The sequence below is a fragment of the Streptomyces sp. NPDC055025 genome, from assembly GCF_053608565.1.
On record NZ_JBSGVS010000057.1, the window covers coordinates 1 to 19,219 of the forward strand.

The following is a 19,219-nucleotide window of genomic DNA, read 5'->3' on the forward strand; positions in this document are numbered from 1 at the left end:
CAAGGGGAGGTGCATCACGCGCGGGGCTGTGTAGGGCTTGGGGTTACTGCCCACCACCCCCGCAACAGAAGTGACGGACCGTCGGCCCGATCGGGTGCCGGCCTCACCGCAGTGACGGGCTCCGCTGCGCTCCACCCTGACCGCTCCCCCACCCTCGAAACTGTCCGGCTGCTGTTCAACAGCACCCCGCCAGCATACACTGTGATGTGTCGCCATGGGTGGGAATCGGCCAAGTATCAGCCGTAGGGACGAACTTGGCGCATGAGTGATGCATCACGGGCGCTCACTGTGTAGAGTCTGGGAACAGACATCAGCACCCCGGCCCCTCGCGCCGCGCCGGACTTTCTTTTCTGATTGCGCGTCGAATTCCGCGAAAAGGAGAACACGGGAATGGCCGTGAAACTGCGTGACCACCAGATCGAGGCCGTTGCCGCCATTGTGCGCGGCCTCGATATCCCGCCGGGCGGCATTCCCGTCAATGGCCTGCGCGGGCAGGTACACGCCGCGTGCGGGACGGGAAAGACCATCATCGCGGCTGCGTCGGCAAAGCGGATTGTGCCCAAGGGGCGCATTCTCGTTCTGGTGCCGACGCTGGATCTTCTGACCCAGACCGTCCAGGCGTGGCGCGGGGCCGGGCACACGGGGCCGGCGGTCGCGGTGTGCAGCCTCACCGACGACCCGGAGCTGTGGAACCTGAAGGTGCGCTCCACCACGAACCCCGTGCGGCTGGCTCTGTGGCACGGCGAGGGGCCCGTCACCATCTTCGGGACGTACGCCAGCCTCGGTGTCCTGGCGGAGGCGTTCGAGGGCGTCTACGGGAAGCAGCTCGCGCCGATGGACCTCGCTGTAGTCGATGAGGCCCACAGGACATCCGGCTCGATGGGTAAGGCGTGGGCGGACATCCATAGCCAGCACGTCATCCCGGCGCACCGCCGGCTGTACCTGACGGCCACCCCGCGGATCTGGCAGGAGCGGCCGAACCGGGAGGTCGCTGAGGGGGTGCGTGAGGCGCTGCCGAAGGAGATGGCGGCCTCGATGGATGACGAGGCCGTGTTCGGGCCGGTGCTCTACAAGCTCTCGCTGGCGTCGGCAGTCTCGCGCGGTTTGCTTGCGCGGTATCAGATCATCGTCCTGGAACTGAAGGACCCGGTGGTCACTCCGGAGCGCCTGATGAGTGAGGAGCGGCGTGGTGAGGAGGTGCGCGGGCAGCGCCTCGGGGCGCTCCAGGCGGCGCTCCTGCACACGATGGAGCAGCACCAGCTCCAGACGTGCATCACCTTCCACCATCGGACGATAGAGGCCTCGGCGTATGCGGAGGGCCTGGAGCGGGTGGCCAAGCGGCTGCACGCGGACCAGCCGGAGAAGTACCCGGCCGCGATCTGGGCGGACTGGCTGTGCGGTGAGCACGTGCCCGAGCGCCGGCGGGACGTCCTGGGCGAGTTCGGGTCCACGGCCCGGCGTGCGGTGCTCTCGAACTGCCGTGTCCTGGGCGAGGGCGTCGACATCCGGGCCGTGGACTCCGTGGCCCTCCTGGACCCCAAGGGCGCCCCGCACGACATCGTCCAGGCCATCGGCCGGGCACTGCGGCAGAAGCCGGGACAAGGGAAACTCGCCTCTCTGATCGTGCCGGTATTCCTCCAGCCCGATGAGCAGCCTGAGGATATGTTCACCTCTGGATCGTATCGGCCTTTGGTGAAGGTATTGGAAGGTCTGCGGGCTCACGACGAAGAGGCCGTGGAATTGCTGGCGATTCCGCAGGAGCCGCAGAAGGACGTGGTGCAGCCGTCAGAGTTCATCGGTTCTAAGCCCGAGGACGGTGAGGAAGAAACCCGTCTCCTGCTCCGTTTTGCGGCTCCGCGTGACCCGGTGATGGTCGCGGACTGGATTTCCTTCAACGTCATCGACACGGAGAAGCAGGACTGGGCTCGCGGCTGGGCGTCGCTCAAGAAGTTCACTGAGCGTGAGCTTCACGCCCGCGTTCCATATGGGTACAAGGAGGGCGCGTACCCGCTCGGGCAGTGGGTCGCGGAGCAGCGACGGGCGTACGGGGCCGGGCAGATGACCGGCCAGCGCGCCGGGCGGCTGGAGAAGCTGGGCATGGTCTGGTCCCCGGCCGATGAGCGGTTCCAGGAGAACCTGGAGGCCGCCAAGGCGTACTACGAGCAGCACTGGACGCTGTGCGCGCCCCGGTCCGCGACGATGCTGGACAGGCCATTGGGGATGTGGCTCGCGAATTTGCGGCGGCCCGGTGCGCTGGAGGGTCACCCCGAGTGGAAGACGGCGCTGGAGGCCGTGGATGAGCACTGGGACCCCGCGTGGCCGGCGGAGTGGCAGAGGCACTACGCCGCGCTGCGGGAGCTGCTGACGGATGAGGAGGACCACTCCGAGGTCCTGCCCGGCTTCACCGTCCACGGCATGGACGTCGGGAAGTGGCTGGTGAGGCAGCGTCAGCACACGGTCTGGGCAGGGCTGATGGACGGGCAGCGCGAGCTCCTGGAGGCGGTCGGCGTCGTGCCGCTGCCCCCGGAGCAGGCGGAGCCCGCCACGGCCCCCAAGGCGGCCGTGAGCGCCTTCGAGAAGGGCGTTGCGGCCCTGGAGCAGTACAAGGCCCGCACCGGCTCTGTGACGGTCCCCAGGGCCCACGTAGAGGAGTTGCCGGATGGGTCGGAGGTCAAGCTCGGGGTGTTCCTGAGCAACAACCGCAGCCGCCGGGCCAAGCTGACCGCCGACAAGCTCCAGGCGCTCGCCGCGCTCGGGCTGGAGTGGGCGTCGACGGAAGGGGTGGCGTGATGACCACGGGCGGGCAGGAAGCGGGCCAGCAGGTGGTCAGCGTCGATCCGCGTCAGCGGATGGGCGACTACCAGACGATGGCGGTCAACGCCCGGATGAAGGTCCACGCGGTCCTCGCGGCGGCCGGGCTGGAGCCGGATGAGGCCGACGAACTCGTCTGCGCGATGGAGGCCGGCGCCGTCGCGGGGGCGCACTGCTGGGTGGAGGAACTGCCCGGCTGCGCCCCGGACGCCCACGGCACCGTGTACGGCGACGGCTGGGACGGCGCTGTGGACCGGGCGTTGGAGGTGCTGGTCTCCACCGCCGACAGCGCCTACCGGCAGCGTGGGCGCGCCCGCGTCACCCGGTCGCTGCTGATCGGCGGGGAGATCCTCCGCAACCGGCTCGCGGCCGCGGAGCGGGCTGCCGGGGCCGGCCCTTCCGGTGGAGAGGAGAGCGACCGTGAGCGGTGACCAGGCGGAGGAGCAGCGCGTGCAGGAGGCCGTACGGCGGCACGTCCGCAACAGCGCCTTCGCGGAGGCGGAGAGGGTCATCTCGTTCGTGCTGTCCGACTCTGGGGTGCAGGAGGCGAGGGCACGGGTGGAGGCGGCGGAGACGGAGTTCGGCATGGAGCTGTGCGCCCGTCTCCAGCCGTTCCAGGACCGCTACGACCGGGCCGTGCGTGACGGCGACCTGGCCGGGCTCACCGGGATCTGCCCGGGCAAGCACGGTCGCTGGGGACGGATCTGCGTCTTGTCCGACGGTCACGAGACCTCGATGGAGGAGCCTCACTGGGGCCGCAACAGCGAGGGTCGGCCGATCGCGTGGGTGGGCAGCGCGCCCGACGACTGGTGAGGGCACCAGCTCGTGCCGCCGCCCCGGACTGAGTGGGCGGCGGGACGTTGGCAGGCAGGACCCCCGGGCGAGCTGTGCGGCCCGGGGGTCTTTCGCTGACCCGGGTCAGCGGCACCGTGCCCCAGGGTCTACACGCACTCCAGTGCGATGTCGGGGGCCCGGAGGCGGTGGCATCGCACTGGTGTGCGTGTAGACCCTGAGATCTTGGGCCCGGTCCCCCGGCCGAACTACGTGGCGGCCGGGGCGGGTTCGGCGGGTTCTGCTACCTCGGGAGGGGGAGCACACCATTGATGACGGGGCGGATGCCGTCCGGTGTGGGCCAGTTGGTGACGGCGACCTCGCGGTGCAGGGGGAGCCACATCTGTACGACGTGCGGTTCGGCGGGGCGCCAGACGGCGACGGGGCGGGCGGGCTCCAGGATGCCCATGGCTTCGCCGGGACGGAGCGTCTTCCAGCCCATCGACCGGTAGTACGGGAGCAGGCCGAACCTGTCCTCGGTGACGGTGCCGGTCATGAGGCGGAACCCGCGGGCGATGAACTGGCGTCGGGCGTGCTCCGTCATCAGGACACCGAGTTTGCGGCCCCGCGCGGCAGGGTCGACGGCCATGTACTCGCACTCCACCACGCGGCGGGACAACAGCAGGCGCCGGTCGTGCTCAAGTACCGGGACACTGTCGATCCAGGCCAGTGGCGGCACTGCGACGATCAGGCCGACCGCGGTGCCTTGTTCCTCGGTAACCCATGCGCCGCCGGTCGCGTAGTGGCCGGCTCGGGCGGCGGGGATCGGAATGGTCGCCAGCTGCATGGCGAAGTTCGCAGTGCCGGGATCTCCCGGGATCACCATGTCCAGCAGGCGGGCCAGCGTCTCCTGGTCCTCGGGAAGCGGCCTGCGGAGCAGCGGTTGAGCGGCAGTCGGTCGGCTGTGCCGTGCGGCGGCACGTGCGCGCGAGGCTTGCCCCATCTCTGTCCCTTGGTTTGGTGGCTGATGGCTGAGGCTGGCCACCGTAGAGGCAATGGATCAGGGGGCCCGGCCCGGCACGACGCACCAACGAGTGACGGGCGGGCGTTCGAAGCCACAGCCGGCCACCGCGTGACGCCGGGGTGCGGACGGGTATGTGAAGGCGGCGGGCGGGCGGGGCGGCGCAGGCGATCAGGTACAGGTGCGTGTGGTCACCGCGCGGCGGCGTCGCTGTCGACCTGGAGGAGCAGGAGGTCGTAGACCGGGCCGCCGGGCTCGTTGCGGTACGGGCCCGCGTACTGGTACCCGAGGCGGTCGTACAGGGTCCGGCCGGAGGTGTTGTCCGGGCGGACCAGGAGCGAGGCGTAGTCGGGATCGATGGCCTTGATCAGCTCTGTGTGGAGGCGGGAGCCGATGCCCTGGGACTGCCGGGCGGGGGTGACGGCGAGCTCGCACAGGCCCATGAGGCGGCCCGCGCGGACGTGTTCGGGGATCTCGGGGAGCAGCTCGCCGTACCAGTACTCGGGTGTGCATGGGAAGGCGTAGCCGAAGCCGACCATGGAGCCGCTGGCGTAGGCCGCGACCAGGGTGAAGCCTTCGTGGCGGAGGTGGTGGGTGACCTGGCGGCGCAGTGCGGCGGCGGACAGGCCGTCGGTGGAGGCGCCGGGGGTGTCGACGAGTTCGGGGTGGGCGTCGGACCAGATGTCGGCGATGGTGTCGAGCATCGGCGGGACCTGGCCGGGGCCGTAGGTGCGGATCACGACGTCTGTGCGGGTGCTGGTCATACCCGTCCTCCTCCGGTGGCGGTGGTGCGGTATTCCTCGATCCAGGACGCGACCGCGGGGACGCGGCCGTGTCGCTGGAGTGCGGCGGCGACGTTGTGCAGGGACTGCAGCAGCCGGTCGGAGCGCACTTCGGGGAGGAACGCGAGGACGCGGCCCGCGGCTTCGGCGGCTGCCTCTGGCTCGGGACGGTCCCTCACCGCATGTTGGATGGCGACGTCGGCCGTGTACAGGGCGCGGTTTCTGGCGAAGGCGTCGCCGTGCAGGAGAACGGCCTGTTCGGCGCCGGAGGCGGCGCGTTCGTGCTGCCCGAGGTCGGCGCGGGCGAGGCTTTCCAGGCCCGCGAGTTCGCCGGGTGCGTAGAAGTCCAGCCAGGGCGGGTCGGTGTCGGAGGGGCCCTTGGCGTAGAGGGTGTGGGCGCGGACGATCGCCTTGTCGGTGGCGCTCGGGTCGCCCATCAGTGCCCAGCCGCCGGCCTCGCGCATGTGGAACAGGGAGAGCAGCCGCGGGGAGCCGAGGTTGCGGGCGACGGCCTGGGCGCCCTGCGCGGCAGAGATCGCCTCACGGGGCCGGCCCGAGGCTTTGGCGAGTAGGGAGAGGCAGCCGAAGGCGTGCGCCTCGAGTTCGGGGTCCTCAGCGATCCGGGCGGCGGCGAGGGCCTCGCCGTACAGGGAGTGGGCGTCGCCTGCGCGGCCGGAGTCGTAGGAGAGCCATCCGGCGGCGATCGACAGGGCGCCGGTGGCCGATCGCAGCTTCGACTCGGTGCGGCTGGTGTACGTGCCGGACTGGAGCCACTGGTAGGCGGTGTGCAGCGCCTCGGACGCGGCCTGGCGCAGCGGCGCGGAGCCGTGGTCGTGGTCCTTGGCGAACAGCGTGGTCACGGCCGCCTTGACGGCCCGTACCTCGCTCGCGCCGATCTTTCCCGGCGTCTGCCCGGCGGTGAGCGGGAGGGCCAGGAGCACGCCGGCGCCGTCGAACAGGAAGGCGCGTCGCTCCACCGAATCCTCTTCCTGCCGCGGCCCGTTCGGCCTGGCGGCGGGCCGTGCAGGCCGTGCGGGCAGTGCTGGTGTGGGCAGGCGGAAGCCGAGGTCGGCCATGCTCCGCCCGTGGGTCATCTGGGTCAGGATGCGCTGGTAGACCGCGCGGGGACAGAGGACCTTCCCGTCTTCCCAGTCCGCCACCAGGCGCGGGCCGCAGGCGACGTTCTCGCCCATCGCCCGGCCGGTGTCGTTGACCTTGTTGGCGAACTCGCTGCGGCTCATCTGGAATTCGAGTTCGCGGACAGCGCGCAGCCGGGTGTTGGGGACGGGCTTGCTGTGGTCGGCCATACCGGCTCCGGGTCCGCGGGTGGGACGGGTGCGGCGACCGTACCGCTCCCCTGGTTCTCCTGCCCTGGTCTTGGCCGCAGTTCACCCGCGGGGGCCGACTTGCATCGTTCTTTCATCGGTTGGACGTCGCACCCGAAGAGGCGTTGCTGCTTGCGTGGAGGGTGACGTGACGACCGATCAGGGAGATGGCGAATGGCGAACGCTTCCGCCGCAGGAACAGCCGGGGCCAGGAAGCCCGCCGCCCGGACCTGGCACGAGCTGGCCGCGGTCACCGACGCCAAGCGCAGGCTGTGGCTGCGGGGCCGCAACCGCACCGGCTGGACGGTGTGCGGCCGGGAATGGGACGCGGTAGCCGTCGAACCGATGGCGGCCGGACTGGACGCGCTCGCCGCGATGCGCGCGGGCACCCGGCGCGGCTACCAGGTCCTCGCCGACCACCTCAGCGACCGGCTGTACGTCGCGGTACCGGCCGGCACCGGCCACGCCTTCACGGGCATCCCCGGCGTGCGGGTGCTCTCCAGCGGGCACCAGCTCCTCACCCCCAGCACGCCGCAGGACGGCACGGCCGCGGCCGACTGGGTCAGCCACCCGCGCGGCGACAGACCGCCGGCGCTCATCGCGGCCGACCGGTTCGCCGCCCACCTGCGCGAGCTCGTCTGTGCCGCGCGGGCGGAGGCATCGGTGTCGTGAACGGTCGCACGGTGCTGTACGACCCCGAGGACCGGATCGACGCGCAGCTGCCGCTCGATCGCGTGACGCACGAGCGGGTGGTCCGGGCGGTCCTCGCGTCATGGTGCGGTGTTCCTTTTCTGTGCTGTCGCCTGGTGAACCGGGTGTTGTGCCAGGCGGAGGGATCGTGTCGTCAGGCCGGTTCGCGGGCGTCGGCGGGCCGGGGCGGGTCAGTCCAGGTCGTCAGCCGGTTCGCGGGCGTCGGCGGGCCGGGGCGGGTCAGTCCAGGTCTGTGGTGCCGGAAGCGGCGCGGGGCCGGTTGCGGGCCCACTTCTTGAGGTCACGGGCGCGGTAGAGGAGTTCGGCGCCGCGCTTGTCGACCGGGCCGGGGAAGTCCGGGTCGTTGGCGCGCGCCCAGCGCAGGGCGGCGAGCGTGATCTCCGGCAGGTGGTCGTGCTGCGCTGTGCGCAGGCCGACCACGGCATCGTCCGGGTCTGGTGCCGGGGCCGGGTTCGCCGGCGGCGGCACCGTGGTGTTGCCGGGGTCCACAGCCGGGGTCGGCGGCGTGAGGCTCCAGGCGTCGGCGAGGACGTCCCGGTCGGCGGGCGGCCCGGTGGCGGGCGCGGGCGGGAGCGCGGGGGTGCTGGTGTTCCAGGCGTCGGTGAGCAGGTCGACGGCCGGAGCGGCCGTCTTCTGCGGGGAGTTGCCGGCCTCGCCCTTGGCGTGGACGCCGGACATCGCCCACTCGCGGGCCTCCGCGTTGGACAGGTTCAGCACCTGCGTCTCCTGAGCGCGGCCTCGGGTGACGACTTGGACGCGGCCGGGATGCTCGCTCGCCATCGGGATCGGGCTGACCTCGGGTACGAGCATTCGCCAGGCGTTGAGGGTGTAGCGGACCAGGATGCGGGTGGAGAAGTTTTCGCGCATTTCCGGGCCGCCGATGGCGCGGGCGGTGGCGGACTGGGCGACCAGGAGGACGTGCAGGCGGACCTGGCGGCCCATGAAGAGGATCTCGGCGAGCGCGTCGACGGCCGGGGACGCCTTCGGGTCGCCGCTCTCGCGGGTCTTCGCCCAGTACCGCTTGAGCTGCGCCATGGTCGCGTTGACCTCTTCGAGAAGGATCACCAGCCTCGGGCCGACCCGCCACGGTTCGCGTTCGAGGACATCGTCGGCCAGCTGCTCGGCGAGGGTGAGCCGGTGCCGGCCTTCCCGGGCCAGGTGGACCAGGGCGTCGTGGATGTCAGCGATGTCCCGGCAGTAGGTGATGCCGGGAACGCCGCGGGCCCAGGTGTGGGAGATCCGCTTGAAGTCCAGGACGTAGGCGAGCGCGCCGTTGTGGACGAACTGGCAGCAGATCGCGCGCAGGATGGTCGACTTGCCGCCGCCGGTGCCCGCGGAGATCAGGACGTGCGGGGATTGGTGGTCCAGGTCGACGGAGACCTTCTTCTTGCCCGAGCCCAGGCCGATCAGCGGTGCGGACTCCGGCATCTTCGCGAGGATCTCGCGCACCCCGGGGTCGGACAGGCTCAGCTTCTTGGGCGGGACCTTGCGCTTCCTGACGATGACGTACGTGTCGTTGCCCGCCCGGCGCCAGGTGAAGGAGACGTTCTCCAGGGCGAGCTTCTTGACGATGAGGTCGGCGACCTGGTCCTCGTTGAACCGCATGTGGGTGGGCACGTCGATACGTATCTGCGCGTCGTCGTCGGAGAAGTTGCGCGGGATGTGGAGGTAGCGGCGCGGGTCGGTGAACTCCGACATGCCCAGCGGCACGGCGAGCGCCTCGTGCAGCGGGATCACCCACTCGCGCATGAACTCCCGGCGCCCCCGGGTCAGCAGCCCGTACGCGACGCCGCCGACAGCCGCGGCCGAAGCGGCGGCGATGCCGCCAGTCTCCAGCGTCGCCAGGGCGGGGCCGGGGTTCTTCCAGATGTCGCGCGCGGTGGCGACGGTGGAGTCCTGGTTCTCCCACAGCACCCAGTAGCCGGTCCCGCCCGTCGCGGCCAGGCCGCCGATGCGGACGGTCAGGCGCTGCCACCCGGCCCGGTAGGAGGAACGGGACACCTTCGCTTCGACCTTCGGCAGAACCCGGGTGCCTGCCCGCCAGAACGTCGCGTCCGTCTTCCGCTCACCGTCCATCGGCCGGCCGGCCAGGAACCGGCCGATCCCGAACGCCACCGCTTCCGCGGTCTCCTCCACCTGCCTGTCGAACTTCGACTGCGCCATAGCCGTGCCCTCCGGGTGTGCGTCCAGGCACCTCACACCCGGAAGCGGACACCTCCTTCCTACGGCCGTTCACCTGTGGACAAGGTCCGGCGACCGGCGCCGCCAGATCGGGTCGGCGGTCCTGCGGTGACCGCTCGCAGTAGACAGATGGGGGTGTGCGCGAAATATGGCGCTCCGCGCTTCGGGTGGCATTCCTGGGTGCACCGCTGCGGCAGTATCGGCACATGGAACCGGAACTGGATGTGCTGACCGCTGCTGACGTGGAACGGCTGACGGACTGGAACGTCCCGCCGTTGGACGCGGTCCCCCATGACGTACGTCCGGAGATCGTGACCTACTACCTCGCCGTCGCCGGCATCCCCGACTGCTTCGACCCACTGGCCGGGCTGGACGTGGAGCTGCGCGCCGGGTGGTCCGCCACGGACGGGCGCACCATGCCGGCCACACCAGGCTCAGTCGACCTCTTCGTCGGAGCTCATCTGAGGATGATCGACACGTGGTGGCTGGCCATCGACTCCCTCGATACCAGCGTGCGCGGCCCGTACGGGCTGCCCCCGTGGGCCGAGGACTTCGTCAAGGGTGAGCTGCAGAACCTCTTCGACGCCACGACCGCCCTGCAGCGCCGTCATCACCTATCACCACGGCAGCGCCGGACCCGAGCTTTCCAGGTCACACGGATATGGGTACGTCCTGTCCAACGGCACGGTCGCCCCCTTCTGAAGCCGGCCGGCACACTTCTATCCCCACGGCAGTGAAGATCACCCAGATGACTGAGGGAACCCTTCGGCATTGCTCGGTCCGGCCGAACCCGCAGTTCAACCGGGAATCGCGCGAAGGACAGTCGGCCCGCCCCCCGTTGGAGAGCACGGACACGCCGTACCGGTGCCGAGCACGTCGGACGGTACAAGGGGATGGCGCCCCGGACGGCCGGGGCGTCGTCGCTCCTCAAGCCGCCCGCACCCCGGACCAGCCGCGCGCCGCGTGGCGCAGCTCGACGCGGCCGGCGGTTGTTCCGGCCGGGCGGGTGGCCCAGAAGGGGTGCCGCTGAATGCGTGCGGACAGGCGGAGGAGGCGGCGGCGCAGTGCCGTGGTGTTCTGCGGTCCGGGTGCGGCCAGGGCGTGGTAGGCGGCGTGCCAGTCGCGCTGGGTCTGGACCAGGTCGTCGGGAAAGGTGTGGTCGTCCATCCCCGCATTAGATCGTGTGTTCGATTTCTTTGTCATGCCGGTCCGTATGCGGGCGGGGAGGCCCCGGACCGGGTCCCCCCGTTCCGTCCGGAGAAGGGGTGAGGAAACCGCTGTTCCGGTACGAGTGTGCTGTGCGGACCGGTCAGGAGCGGTGCCGGATGCGGTCCAGGTCCGCGTCGAGGACGGCGAGATCGGGGTGGTCCCGCAGCTGCTGCTCGCGCGCCCATTCACCGAGGTCGGCCTTGTGCGCGGCCTGGACCGCCTCGCCGGTGGTGCCGGTGAGCGTGGCGAGGAGGTCCCGGTCGACGGGGCTCATACCGAGATACCGGTTGGCGGGGGCATAGGTGGAGGCGATACCGGCGGGGCAGCTGCTGCCGGCCTCGGTGAGTTTCCCCAACAGCCACTGCCGGAACGGGGTGTCCTGGTCCTTCCAGGCGGGGTCGTAATTGTCGTACTCGGGGTCGTTGACCCCGGGGCCGATGACAGGCATGCGCGGGCCCTTCCAATTCGGGTGCCGGTTCGGGTGCTGCGGTGGTTCAGGCCGGTGTGACAGTCGCGGTGTACGGGGCCTCAGCCGACGGCGGCGTCTCCGTCCAGGGGCCGGTGACCCGCCAGCCGTCCGCGAGCAGCGCCCGGTCCGCGGCGGCGCCGTCGAACGGTTCGTCGGGGCCGACGCCGATGCAGTAGCCCAGCGGCCCCTGCCCGGGGTGGTCGATGTAGACGTGCCAGTCGGTGTCGTATTCGGCCCGCGCGGTCAGCTCAACGACGGTGGTGTTCTCGTTCGGCATACGCGCACGGTAGAACGCGGGCACACCGGCCGGGGCCGGTTCGCCCGGTTCTGAACCCTCACGGGGAGCATGGTGGTAAACGGCCTCGCCGCGCGCGGACACGGCAGGCGGGCGGGTGCGCGGGTCGTCCGGCGGTGATCCACCGGGCCCGTCCGACGGGCCCGTCCGAATCCGGGGCTGTGTCAGCCGGCGATGTGGCCGGGATCGGGGAGTTCGGGCGGGAAGTGCCTCTCCAGGATCTTGACCCATCTGGGCGGCACCATGAAGCCCGTGTCGGCCTCCGCTCGGACCAGCTCGGTCAGCGCGTCGACGAAGGGCTGCGCGGCGGTACCGGCGGGCATCACGGCGGCGGCCCGCTTGAGACGCTCCTGCGCGGCGGGGAAAACGCCCCTGGCCCAGTCCTCCTCTTCCCGTATCCGACTGCTTCCTTCCTCCCCGTTGATGTGCATGATCGCGAGGGCCGGGCAGTCGCGGGTGTGCCAGGTCTCGCGGATCAGACCTTTCGCCACGTAAGTGATACGGGTCATGCCGCTGCTGCCTGGGAGAGCGACACAGTCGGTGCAGTCTTCATGTTCCATTTTCGGCATATCGGTCATCGCGGGCTCCCTTTCCGGTAGGGAGTGAGCCTGCCAGGCCGGTCGGCGGACGGCCAGGGGTTTGCCCGGCCGCTCCCGGCGCCGGCCCTGCCCGGTCTTTGCCGTGGTGCCGGGTCAGCGGGCGCGGCGGTGGTCGTAGACCGTCAGGGACAGGGCTCTCATCGCGGCGTCGGCCCGGCCGGCGTCCAGGCCCTGGTCGACGGCTTCCAGGGCTTCGGCCGCCGAAACCCGTACGGCCCGGGGCAGGCCGTCGTAGGCGGTCACGCGGTAGGCGACGGTACGGCGGGCGTCCCGTTCCTCCTCGCTCACCCCGCCGGCGATGAGCGGGAAGACCGCGGCCTGGTACGTGGCGATGCTCACGAGGACGGCGTCGGCGATCCCCTCCGCGTACCCGTCGGACGGAACGATCCCGGGACCGGGACCGGGCTGGAAGAAGGCTGTCACCTGGCGGCGGGCGAGAAATGATCCGGTCCCCGCGCCGAGGGCGGCCGCGCCCCCGGCAGCCACAGCCTCCGCCCTGCCGCCCAGAAGAAGCCCCAGGCAGGTCCCGCCCACCGTCGCCGACATCACCAGCACGAAGGTGACCAGCAGATGTATGCGGGCGGCGAACGAAAGTGTCATGCCCAGCAGTATGCACAGCCCCGCCCCCTCCGCCCCCGCAGTGCCGGGCACGCCCTGTGAGCGGGTTTGCCGTGGGGCCGTGACAACGAACCGGGCGGCCCTGTAAGCGCGATCGGCCGATTCCGAGGGCGATGTCCCCTACGCTTCATGAATCTCGAAGGGGGTGACCATATGGGCAAAAACCGCTGTGCTGTCGATGACGCCGGATGGGGCGTACGCGAGGACGCGGACGTCGGCTGGGGTCTGACCAGCACCGTGCGCTGACACCTGAACAGCGGGGCCGGACAGGACGGTTAAGACGTATCCTGTCCGGCCCCGCTGCCATGCGTCAGCCGAACCGCCCCGCGGTCAGCGTGCCTTCGGCAGCCCGGCCAGGGACCGGCGGCCCTCGTCACGGCCGACGACCCGCCACACCGGCCGGCCGGCCCCGTCACGGATCAGCAGGGGCAGGGTCGTGGTCGCCACGGTGAGCCGGTAGTTCACACTCCCGACGCGACGGGCACGGCCGTGGAACACCGCCTCCCTCGTCGCCGGGACCGCGCGGCCCGGGGCCGGGGCGAACACGAACAGCACCAACGGGAACGGCCGGTCCAGGGACGGCCCCGCGTAGGTCTCCTGCCAGTGGGAGCGCGGCGCACGGGCGGCGTTGCCGCGACCGGACGGGGGCGCGTTGCGGTAGGCGTCGTAGCCCTCCACCTTGGCGACCAGGCGGGCGTAGGACATGGTGCGGTCGATCTCCACGAACGCGCTGGACCCGTCCGCCAGGAGCACCACGGCGTCCGGGACGAGGGAGCCGGCGGGGGTGGGATGGGCGGCCTCGAGCCGCCAGTCGGCATGGTCGGCCGCCTCGGCCCGGTGGAAGGCGATGACGGTGTCGACCAGGGCGAGGCCGTGCTCCCGAAGGCCCGTCCTGCTGGAGGCGACGCGCTTCCCGGTGGTCCGCCCGGCCCCGGGCGCGAGCATTCCGGAGGCGGCGGCTTCGGCGAGGCCCGCAGGGGTGCAGTACCAGTAGCTCTGCTGGGCACGGTGGGTCCGCCCCACCAGAGCGGGGGATTCGGCGTACAGGTTGCGCAGCGCGCGGCGTACGTGGTCGGTGTCCTGCTGGTGGGGCAGCAGCAGCGTCTTGAGCCGGCGGGGTGTGGCCAGACGGAGCCGGGCGAGGGTGAGCAGGACCTCGCCGCGGATGTCCGCGCCGGCCTTCGCCACTGCGGCCTTCCGGGGCCGGGACGCTTCTCCAGATACATCTGTACTGGGAGAAGAGGAGTTGCAACCGGCCGGGGCAGGCGGACCAGGGGTCTGATCAGCAACAACGCTCAAACGGCGGCCAGGGGCCGCAGGGCTGGGAGCAGGGCCCGCCGCAGGGCCCGGAACGGGGCCCGCCGGGGCCGGCGGCGTGTGCGGGGTGGGGGTGGTGGTCATCGTGTCCTCGCGATCCTCCGGCCGTCGCGGCCGGATCGGTGACAGGTCCCGCCCGCACGCGGATATGCGCGCGGGCCGGGACCCACCGTGCGAAGCCACCCCTTGTCCGCAGCCTGACGATCACCGACGGCGGATGTCCGACTCCTCCGCAACCACCCCTGGTCCAGGCGGATTTATCCGTGACCGACGCCACACCGCCCGGCCGGAGTTCAGCGGGTAGGACGGGCGCTGGACGGCGAGGCTCCGCGACGCCAGTCCGAGGGCTTGTGAGCGCGGAACGTCTCACCGCTCTCGATCCTGGCCTTGTTCCGGGCGAACTCCCGCTCGGCCGCCGACAACTGCCGGGGCGCACAGCCGGGGTGCCCCCAGCCGTCAGTCACCTTCATGACGACCTCGCCCTTGCCGTAGTCCTTGAAACAGGCCGGGCAGGTGCCCGGGTACGCGGCCCGCACCGACCCGCGCGGCAGCGGCACCGCCTTCTTTGCCGCCCTCTTCTTGGCGGCCGGCTTCCCGCCGCCCGCCTTCTTCGCCGCCGCCTGCGCCCGCCTGACCGCCTCGCGCTGCGCCTTGCCGGGCCGCTTCTTCGGCTGCTGCCCGCGTGCCGCCTTCGCGGCCTTCTGTGCTGGGGTCTGTCCCACGCGTGGATCATAGAATCCGGGCGTCCGGCGGCTACGCGCGGCACGCTCACCGGGCGACAGCGCGTATGTGCGCACCGGTGCGCACACAGCGCGATGAGTTGCGCACGATGTAACGCACGCCCCCCACCCGGTGGAGCACACCTGAGTGGAGTCCACCCACCTGATACGCGTCGTGATCTCCACTCTCCGGTGGACTCCACTCCCACCCCGCCGCCAGTCCGCGCACCGGGTGCACGGTGAAGTACCGTGCCCGCTCATCTCCGGCGGCGGCGCAGGCGCGCGGTGCGCCGCGGGTTCGGCCAGCCACCGGGGTACCGCCATGAGCGGGAGCGGCGCCGGATGGGCGGCGGTTTCGGCGACAGGTACAACGCCGCGGCGCAGCCGGGACGCGTCGGCGAGCTGCTGGAGATGCTCCAGGCGCTCCGTCGACAGGTGCGGCAGGGTCGGGGCAACCATCGGGCCTCCGTGCTCGGTCGTCCCGCCGGACAGGTCGGCGGCGTGTCACGGCTGGAGGCCCTGGCCGGGGCCGGGCTGCTGGTGCTGCTGCTCGTGCTCCTGGCGGCGCCGGTCGACCGGGCCGGCCGGGCCCGCGGCCGGGGCCGGGGGCTCCCCGTCCTCGATGGCGCGGCGGCGGGCGCTGGCCGCGCGGGTGAGGGCGGCGAGCCGGTCCAGGTTCTCCGGTGTGCGCATCCACGTCGCCGGGTCGGTCGTCCGGCCCTCCAGGTACTCGCGCGGCATCGCGGCCTGCTGGTGGGCGTGGACGGCGGCGGCCCGCTGCGCCGGGGTGAGGGCGGCGTCCCGGTCCGGGTGGTCGACGGCGTGGGGAGCGGACGCCGTCTCGCTCTCGAGGTCGCGGTGATCGGCGGGTGCGGAGGAGGCCGAGGTCGTGGCCTCGCTGGCGGTGGCGGTGGCGGCTCGGACGCGGGCGGCGCGGATCGCGTTCTGCACGGCGAGGCTGGCGACCAGGGCCCGCTCGTACCGGCTCGACTCCCGGGGCGGCTTGCCGTCGGCGCCGGTGATCCACCACCTGTCGGGCTCGGCGAAGTCGGCGGTGTAGAAGAGCCGGCCGGGGTCCGGGGCCCGGCGGCCGGGCTGGGGAACGGTGAACTGGCGGGAGTGGTCGGACAGGGCACGGTTGGCGATGTAGTCGTCCAGGCCGCGCGTGAACTCCTGGCCGCGCAGGGTCTCCAGCAGATGCCGGCGGGCTTCGGCCAGGACATGGCGGCGGGCGAATTTCTTGCGGACGGTGGAGACGACCGCGGCGACGTCGACGGCGGCCAGGACGGCGTCGACGTGCGGATCTACCCGGGCCCGGATCGCCGCCCCCACCGTACGGCAGCGCTGGAGGAGCCCGTCGACCATCCGCTTGCCGCACCTGAGGAGCGCGGACGCCTTCCACCACGCGAGCAGCTGCTTCAGCGGGCGCGGGGTCTTCTTCTCGGGGCGGGTGTCCTGCGCCGCCTGCCAGGCAAGGCCGTGGCGAGCCTTCTCGCCGGGCAGCCGCCCGTGTTCCTGCGCGTACTTGTAGGTCAGGCCCTCCAGGGCGTCCTCGATCCGCTGACGGCGGGTCGAGGACCAGTCGATGAGCTCGGAGTCGACACCGGCTATCTCCATCACCGGGCGCAGGCCCGGTGTCACCTCCCGGGGCACCGTCGCCAGTCCCAGGGTTTCGCACACCTCGGTCGTCATCGCCAGGGTGTAGAGCGTCCCGGCCGCCACCACATGCTGGTACAGCCGGACCGTGTCCAGCGCGTACCAGGAACCGTCCGGGCGCTGCGCCCGGTTGGCGATCAGGCAGTGATCGTGGAGCAGGGGAAAGCCGTCCCTGTTGTCGAAGTGCCGCCACTTCGCGACCACCAGGGCCTGGGCCTTCGCGCGCTGACGGCCGGACGCCCACCGGGTCTCGGCGACCTCGTCCTCCAGCCGGCGCAGCACCGTGGTGACGGCCCGCTCGTGCGCCCGCTCGATGACCCGCCGGGTCCGGTCGTCTCCCAGCGCCCACAGCACGACCAGGGACGCCTGCGGACGGAACACGAAGTCCAGGGCGAGCAGCGGTGTCTGTTTGCGCTGCTCGATCTCCTCGACCGGCTGCCCGAGGACAGTGGCCAGCCGCGCCGTCTCCGGGTCGACGCCGTCGTCCAGGAGCCTGCGCTCGATCCGGTCGGCGTCCGGGTGCCGGCCTTCCCCGAACAGCAGCTCCATCTGCCGCTCCGTCACCACCGAGCCCGCGGTGAGCCCGAGCGCGGCCAGGCCGCGCCCCAGCCACACCCCGGGCGGGAGACCGGCCGTCTCCTGAGCGTCCTTCAACGCCTGGCCGACCGGACGGCGCCCGTCCCCGAACGCGACCCCACGCGTGTAATACCGCCACGAATTCCCCGGCTGAACCTTCGCCACACTGATCATCCCCACAGGCAACACCGGCTCTGACCTGCACAAAAGCACGATCCCATGCGGCGGGAGACTTCACCGGAACTTCACCACCGATCCCGCCCTGCGGACGCTTCCGGCGACACCATGCCCGCCAGGCGGACACCACCAGGGCCATGCAAATGCTGCGCGGCACCCAGTCACACACACCTCACATGCCTCGCACGCCTCAAAAACGCCAGGAAACGGCTCCAGCGGTATCCAGCGCGGCTTCACGTACCGCTTCCCCGGACAACGGCCGAGACACCGCCTCATGCACCACGTCACCCCGACCCCCTACAACCCGAGCGAGATCTCTCCGCCTCACCGGCCCGTGACACCCGCAGCCGACCGCCGGGCGGGGCGGTCCCGCGATCCGGCCGTACCGCTCCCCGGGCCCCTCGCCTCATAAATTCGAACAGGCGTAGCATTTGATGGGTGACGACCGACGGCTTCCCCCAGGACCTCCGCGACGCCCAGACCGAGCTGCACCGCACCCGTGCCGCGTACCAGGCGCTCTGCCGCCGACTGCCCTGGTCCGTGGAACCCGCGCCGGGGTGGAGCGGGGAGAGGACGCTGTACAGCGAATACCGCCGGGACACACCGGACAGTCCCGGCTACACACCGGAACAGAAATCGGAGGAGGACCGGCTGCGGGCCCGGCTGCGTGACCTGTCCATCCAGGTGTCGCAGCACCCGTACTGGGCGGCACTCGAACGCGGGGCCGTGGTGGACGCACGGATGGAACTGATGAAGGCCACCCGCGAGGCGCTCCCGCTCTCGCGTGGCGCCGGGGCGGATACCGTGAGCGCATGACGGCAGGGCACGGGCCGGTACACGGCACCGAGGCGTGGGACGAGGCTCACTGGCAGGCGTACGGCGAGGGGGCGTGGCCGCGGGTGCGGCGGCTGTCCTGGACGCTGACGAAGCGGCACATCGGCTACAGCCCCGGCGACATCGGCCTGATCGAGTCCGGAAGGGTCGACACCCCCGGGGCGCGGCGGGAGCGGACCGCGACGTGGCTGCCCGCCGCGCAGCTGCTCGCGCTGGCACTGTGGCGCGCGGCCCGCAGCGAGGACGTCCTGGTCGACGACGTACCGCTCACCCGGGCGCTGTGGTGGCTGGGCGGAGCCCACCACGATGGGCTGTTCACGGGACCGCTGCCGGTGTGGGAGCCGGGGCTGCCCGGCGGCGGGTGGCAGCGCCTCCAGCGGCGCGGCGAGCAGGTCCTCGGACCGGCGAGGGACATCGTCACCGGGCAGGTCCTCCAGGACCGCTCGGAGAACCGGGCGCTGCGCGACACCCAGGACGGCACACCCGAACCGCCGCTGCTGCTCGGGGACCGGTACCGGGCCGTGGCCGCCGGCCCCTCCCGTGACGGTGCCCCGCCCCGCTGGCAGGGCACCGTCGACCACGCGCAGCGGAGCATCACCCGGGCCTCGGACGAACTACGGGCCGGACACTGGACGCCCGGGCCGGACGCCACAGCAGCCGCGGCGATCCTCCTCCCCACCCTGGGCGCGGACCCAGACGCGCCCGCCCTGCCCCCAGGCGTCACCGGGCCCGCATGGATTCAGCGGGCCGTACGCCTCGCGCACATCCACGCGACCATCCGCACTGTCCAGCTCCACCACCGGCACGCCGACGAACTCGACAGCCACCCCGCCCAACTGCTCGGACTCGCCCTCGCGGCGGTCACCGTCGCACTGGGCGATTTCGGCCCGGCCGCAGCCGAGCTGGAGGGACTGTGGGACCGCCGGACCACCGGAATCGCCTCGTGGGAGCGGGCGCATCTCCCGGGCGCCGTACGCGGACACATCACCACCCTGGAGGCGCTCACCACAGCCCTGGCCGGACTCTGCATCGACCTGACCCACCCAAACGAAGAGCACTGAGCCCATGAGGGTTTGCGTTCATCTGTCGGGCTGTCAGCCAGATCGGTCCGCTGTCCCAACTGGCGTGATCTTGAGGCCCGTCGGCGA

The 19,219-nt window shown here is 71.6% G+C and carries 19 protein-coding genes; 7 read left to right on the forward strand and 12 right to left on the reverse strand.

Annotated features, from left to right (window positions below; genetic code table 11):
• Window positions 1-390 precede the first annotated feature (390 nt).
• From ACWGDX_RS29425 to ACWGDX_RS29435, 3 genes are read left to right on the forward strand one after another with little or no spacing between them, the layout of a single operon-like run.
• Window positions 391-2,790, forward strand: coding sequence for a Helicase associated domain protein (locus ACWGDX_RS29425; protein WP_453630382.1), 2,400 nt, complete (start codon window positions 391-393; stop codon window positions 2,788-2,790).
• Complete coding sequence (locus ACWGDX_RS29430; protein WP_453630384.1) at window positions 2,790-3,242, forward strand: hypothetical protein; 453 nt, start codon at window positions 2,790-2,792, stop codon at window positions 3,240-3,242. Before ACWGDX_RS29425 ends, ACWGDX_RS29430 begins: the two co-directional genes overlap by 1 nt.
• Window positions 3,232-3,624, forward strand: a complete 393-nt coding sequence (locus ACWGDX_RS29435) for a hypothetical protein (RefSeq protein ID WP_453630386.1) — start codon at window positions 3,232-3,234, stop codon at window positions 3,622-3,624. The genes ACWGDX_RS29430 and ACWGDX_RS29435 overlap by 11 nt, the downstream gene beginning before the upstream one ends.
• Before the next feature lie 262 nt (window positions 3,625-3,886).
• Here ACWGDX_RS29435 and ACWGDX_RS29440 read toward each other — a convergent pair whose 3' ends face one another.
• The 3 genes from ACWGDX_RS29440 to ACWGDX_RS29450 all read right to left on the reverse strand — a co-directional run bounded on the left by ACWGDX_RS29440 (window position 3,887) and on the right by ACWGDX_RS29450 (window position 6,692).
• Window positions 3,887-4,585 (reverse strand): N-acetyltransferase family protein, encoded by a 699-nt coding sequence (locus ACWGDX_RS29440; protein ID WP_453630388.1) that lies wholly within the window; start codon window positions 4,583-4,585, stop codon window positions 3,887-3,889.
• 209 nt (window positions 4,586-4,794) lie between these two features.
• Complete coding sequence (locus ACWGDX_RS29445) at window positions 4,795-5,367, reverse strand: N-acetyltransferase family protein (RefSeq protein ID WP_453630390.1); 573 nt, start codon at window positions 5,365-5,367, stop codon at window positions 4,795-4,797.
• Complete coding sequence (locus tag ACWGDX_RS29450; protein ID WP_453630392.1) at window positions 5,364-6,692, reverse strand: hypothetical protein; 1,329 nt, start codon at window positions 6,690-6,692, stop codon at window positions 5,364-5,366. Before ACWGDX_RS29450 ends, ACWGDX_RS29445 begins: the two co-directional genes overlap by 4 nt.
• A 192-nt stretch (window positions 6,693-6,884) precedes the next feature.
• On the opposite strand from ACWGDX_RS29450, the gene ACWGDX_RS29455 reads away from it, so the two are divergent.
• A complete protein-coding gene (locus ACWGDX_RS29455) occupies window positions 6,885-7,382 on the forward strand; it encodes a hypothetical protein (protein WP_453630394.1) in 498 nt (165 codons plus the stop codon).
• Window positions 7,383-7,640: 258 nt separating this feature from the next.
• Here the strand turns inward: ACWGDX_RS29455 and ACWGDX_RS29460 are convergent, their stop codons facing one another.
• Window positions 7,641-9,584, reverse strand: a complete 1,944-nt coding sequence (locus ACWGDX_RS29460; RefSeq protein ID WP_453630396.1) for a pRL2-11 — start codon at window positions 9,582-9,584, stop codon at window positions 7,641-7,643.
• Window positions 9,585-9,808: 224 nt separating this feature from the next.
• Between ACWGDX_RS29460 and ACWGDX_RS29465 the strand changes: the two genes are divergently transcribed.
• On the forward strand, window positions 9,809-10,339 hold the full coding sequence (locus ACWGDX_RS29465) for a hypothetical protein (RefSeq protein ID WP_453630398.1): 531 nt from the start codon (window positions 9,809-9,811) through the stop codon (window positions 10,337-10,339).
• Window positions 10,340-10,529: 190 nt separating this feature from the next.
• Here ACWGDX_RS29465 and ACWGDX_RS29470 read toward each other — a convergent pair whose 3' ends face one another.
• The 8 genes from ACWGDX_RS29470 to mobF form a co-directional block, all read right to left on the reverse strand.
• Complete coding sequence (locus tag ACWGDX_RS29470; RefSeq protein ID WP_453630400.1) at window positions 10,530-10,769, reverse strand: hypothetical protein; 240 nt, start codon at window positions 10,767-10,769, stop codon at window positions 10,530-10,532.
• Window positions 10,770-10,911: 142 nt separating this feature from the next.
• Entirely contained in the window at window positions 10,912-11,259 is a 348-nt protein-coding gene (locus ACWGDX_RS29475) for a hypothetical protein (RefSeq protein ID WP_453630402.1), read from the reverse strand.
• Window positions 11,260-11,305: 46 nt separating this feature from the next.
• Entirely contained in the window at window positions 11,306-11,557 is a 252-nt protein-coding gene (locus ACWGDX_RS29480) for a hypothetical protein (RefSeq protein ID WP_453630404.1), read from the reverse strand.
• 182 nt (window positions 11,558-11,739) lie between these two features.
• Window positions 11,740-12,084 carry a hypothetical protein gene (locus ACWGDX_RS29485; protein ID WP_453630406.1) on the reverse strand — a complete coding sequence of 115 codons (345 nt, stop codon included), beginning with the start codon at window positions 12,082-12,084 and terminating at the stop codon, window positions 11,740-11,742.
• Window positions 12,085-12,267: 183 nt separating this feature from the next.
• On the reverse strand, window positions 12,268-12,774 hold the full coding sequence (locus tag ACWGDX_RS29490) for a hypothetical protein (RefSeq protein ID WP_453630408.1): 507 nt from the start codon (window positions 12,772-12,774) through the stop codon (window positions 12,268-12,270).
• 348 nt (window positions 12,775-13,122) lie between these two features.
• Window positions 13,123-13,980: a replication-relaxation family protein gene (locus ACWGDX_RS29495; protein ID WP_453630410.1), complete on the reverse strand. Its 858-nt coding sequence runs from the start codon at window positions 13,978-13,980 to the stop codon at window positions 13,123-13,125.
• Window positions 13,981-14,402: 422 nt separating this feature from the next.
• Window positions 14,403-14,831, reverse strand: a complete 429-nt coding sequence (locus ACWGDX_RS29500; RefSeq protein ID WP_453630412.1) for a hypothetical protein — start codon at window positions 14,829-14,831, stop codon at window positions 14,403-14,405.
• 501 nt (window positions 14,832-15,332) lie between these two features.
• Window positions 15,333-17,234, reverse strand: a complete 1,902-nt coding sequence (mobF, locus tag ACWGDX_RS29505; RefSeq protein ID WP_453630414.1) for a MobF family relaxase — start codon at window positions 17,232-17,234, stop codon at window positions 15,333-15,335.
• Window positions 17,235-17,675: 441 nt separating this feature from the next.
• On the opposite strand from mobF, the gene ACWGDX_RS29510 reads away from it, so the two are divergent.
• Window positions 17,676-18,053: a hypothetical protein gene (locus tag ACWGDX_RS29510; protein WP_453630416.1), complete on the forward strand. Its 378-nt coding sequence runs from the start codon at window positions 17,676-17,678 to the stop codon at window positions 18,051-18,053.
• Window positions 18,050-19,132 carry a hypothetical protein gene (locus ACWGDX_RS29515; protein WP_453630418.1) on the forward strand — a complete coding sequence of 361 codons (1,083 nt, stop codon included), beginning with the start codon at window positions 18,050-18,052 and terminating at the stop codon, window positions 19,130-19,132. The genes ACWGDX_RS29510 and ACWGDX_RS29515 overlap by 4 nt, the downstream gene beginning before the upstream one ends.
• Window positions 19,133-19,219: the final 87 nt, after the last annotated feature.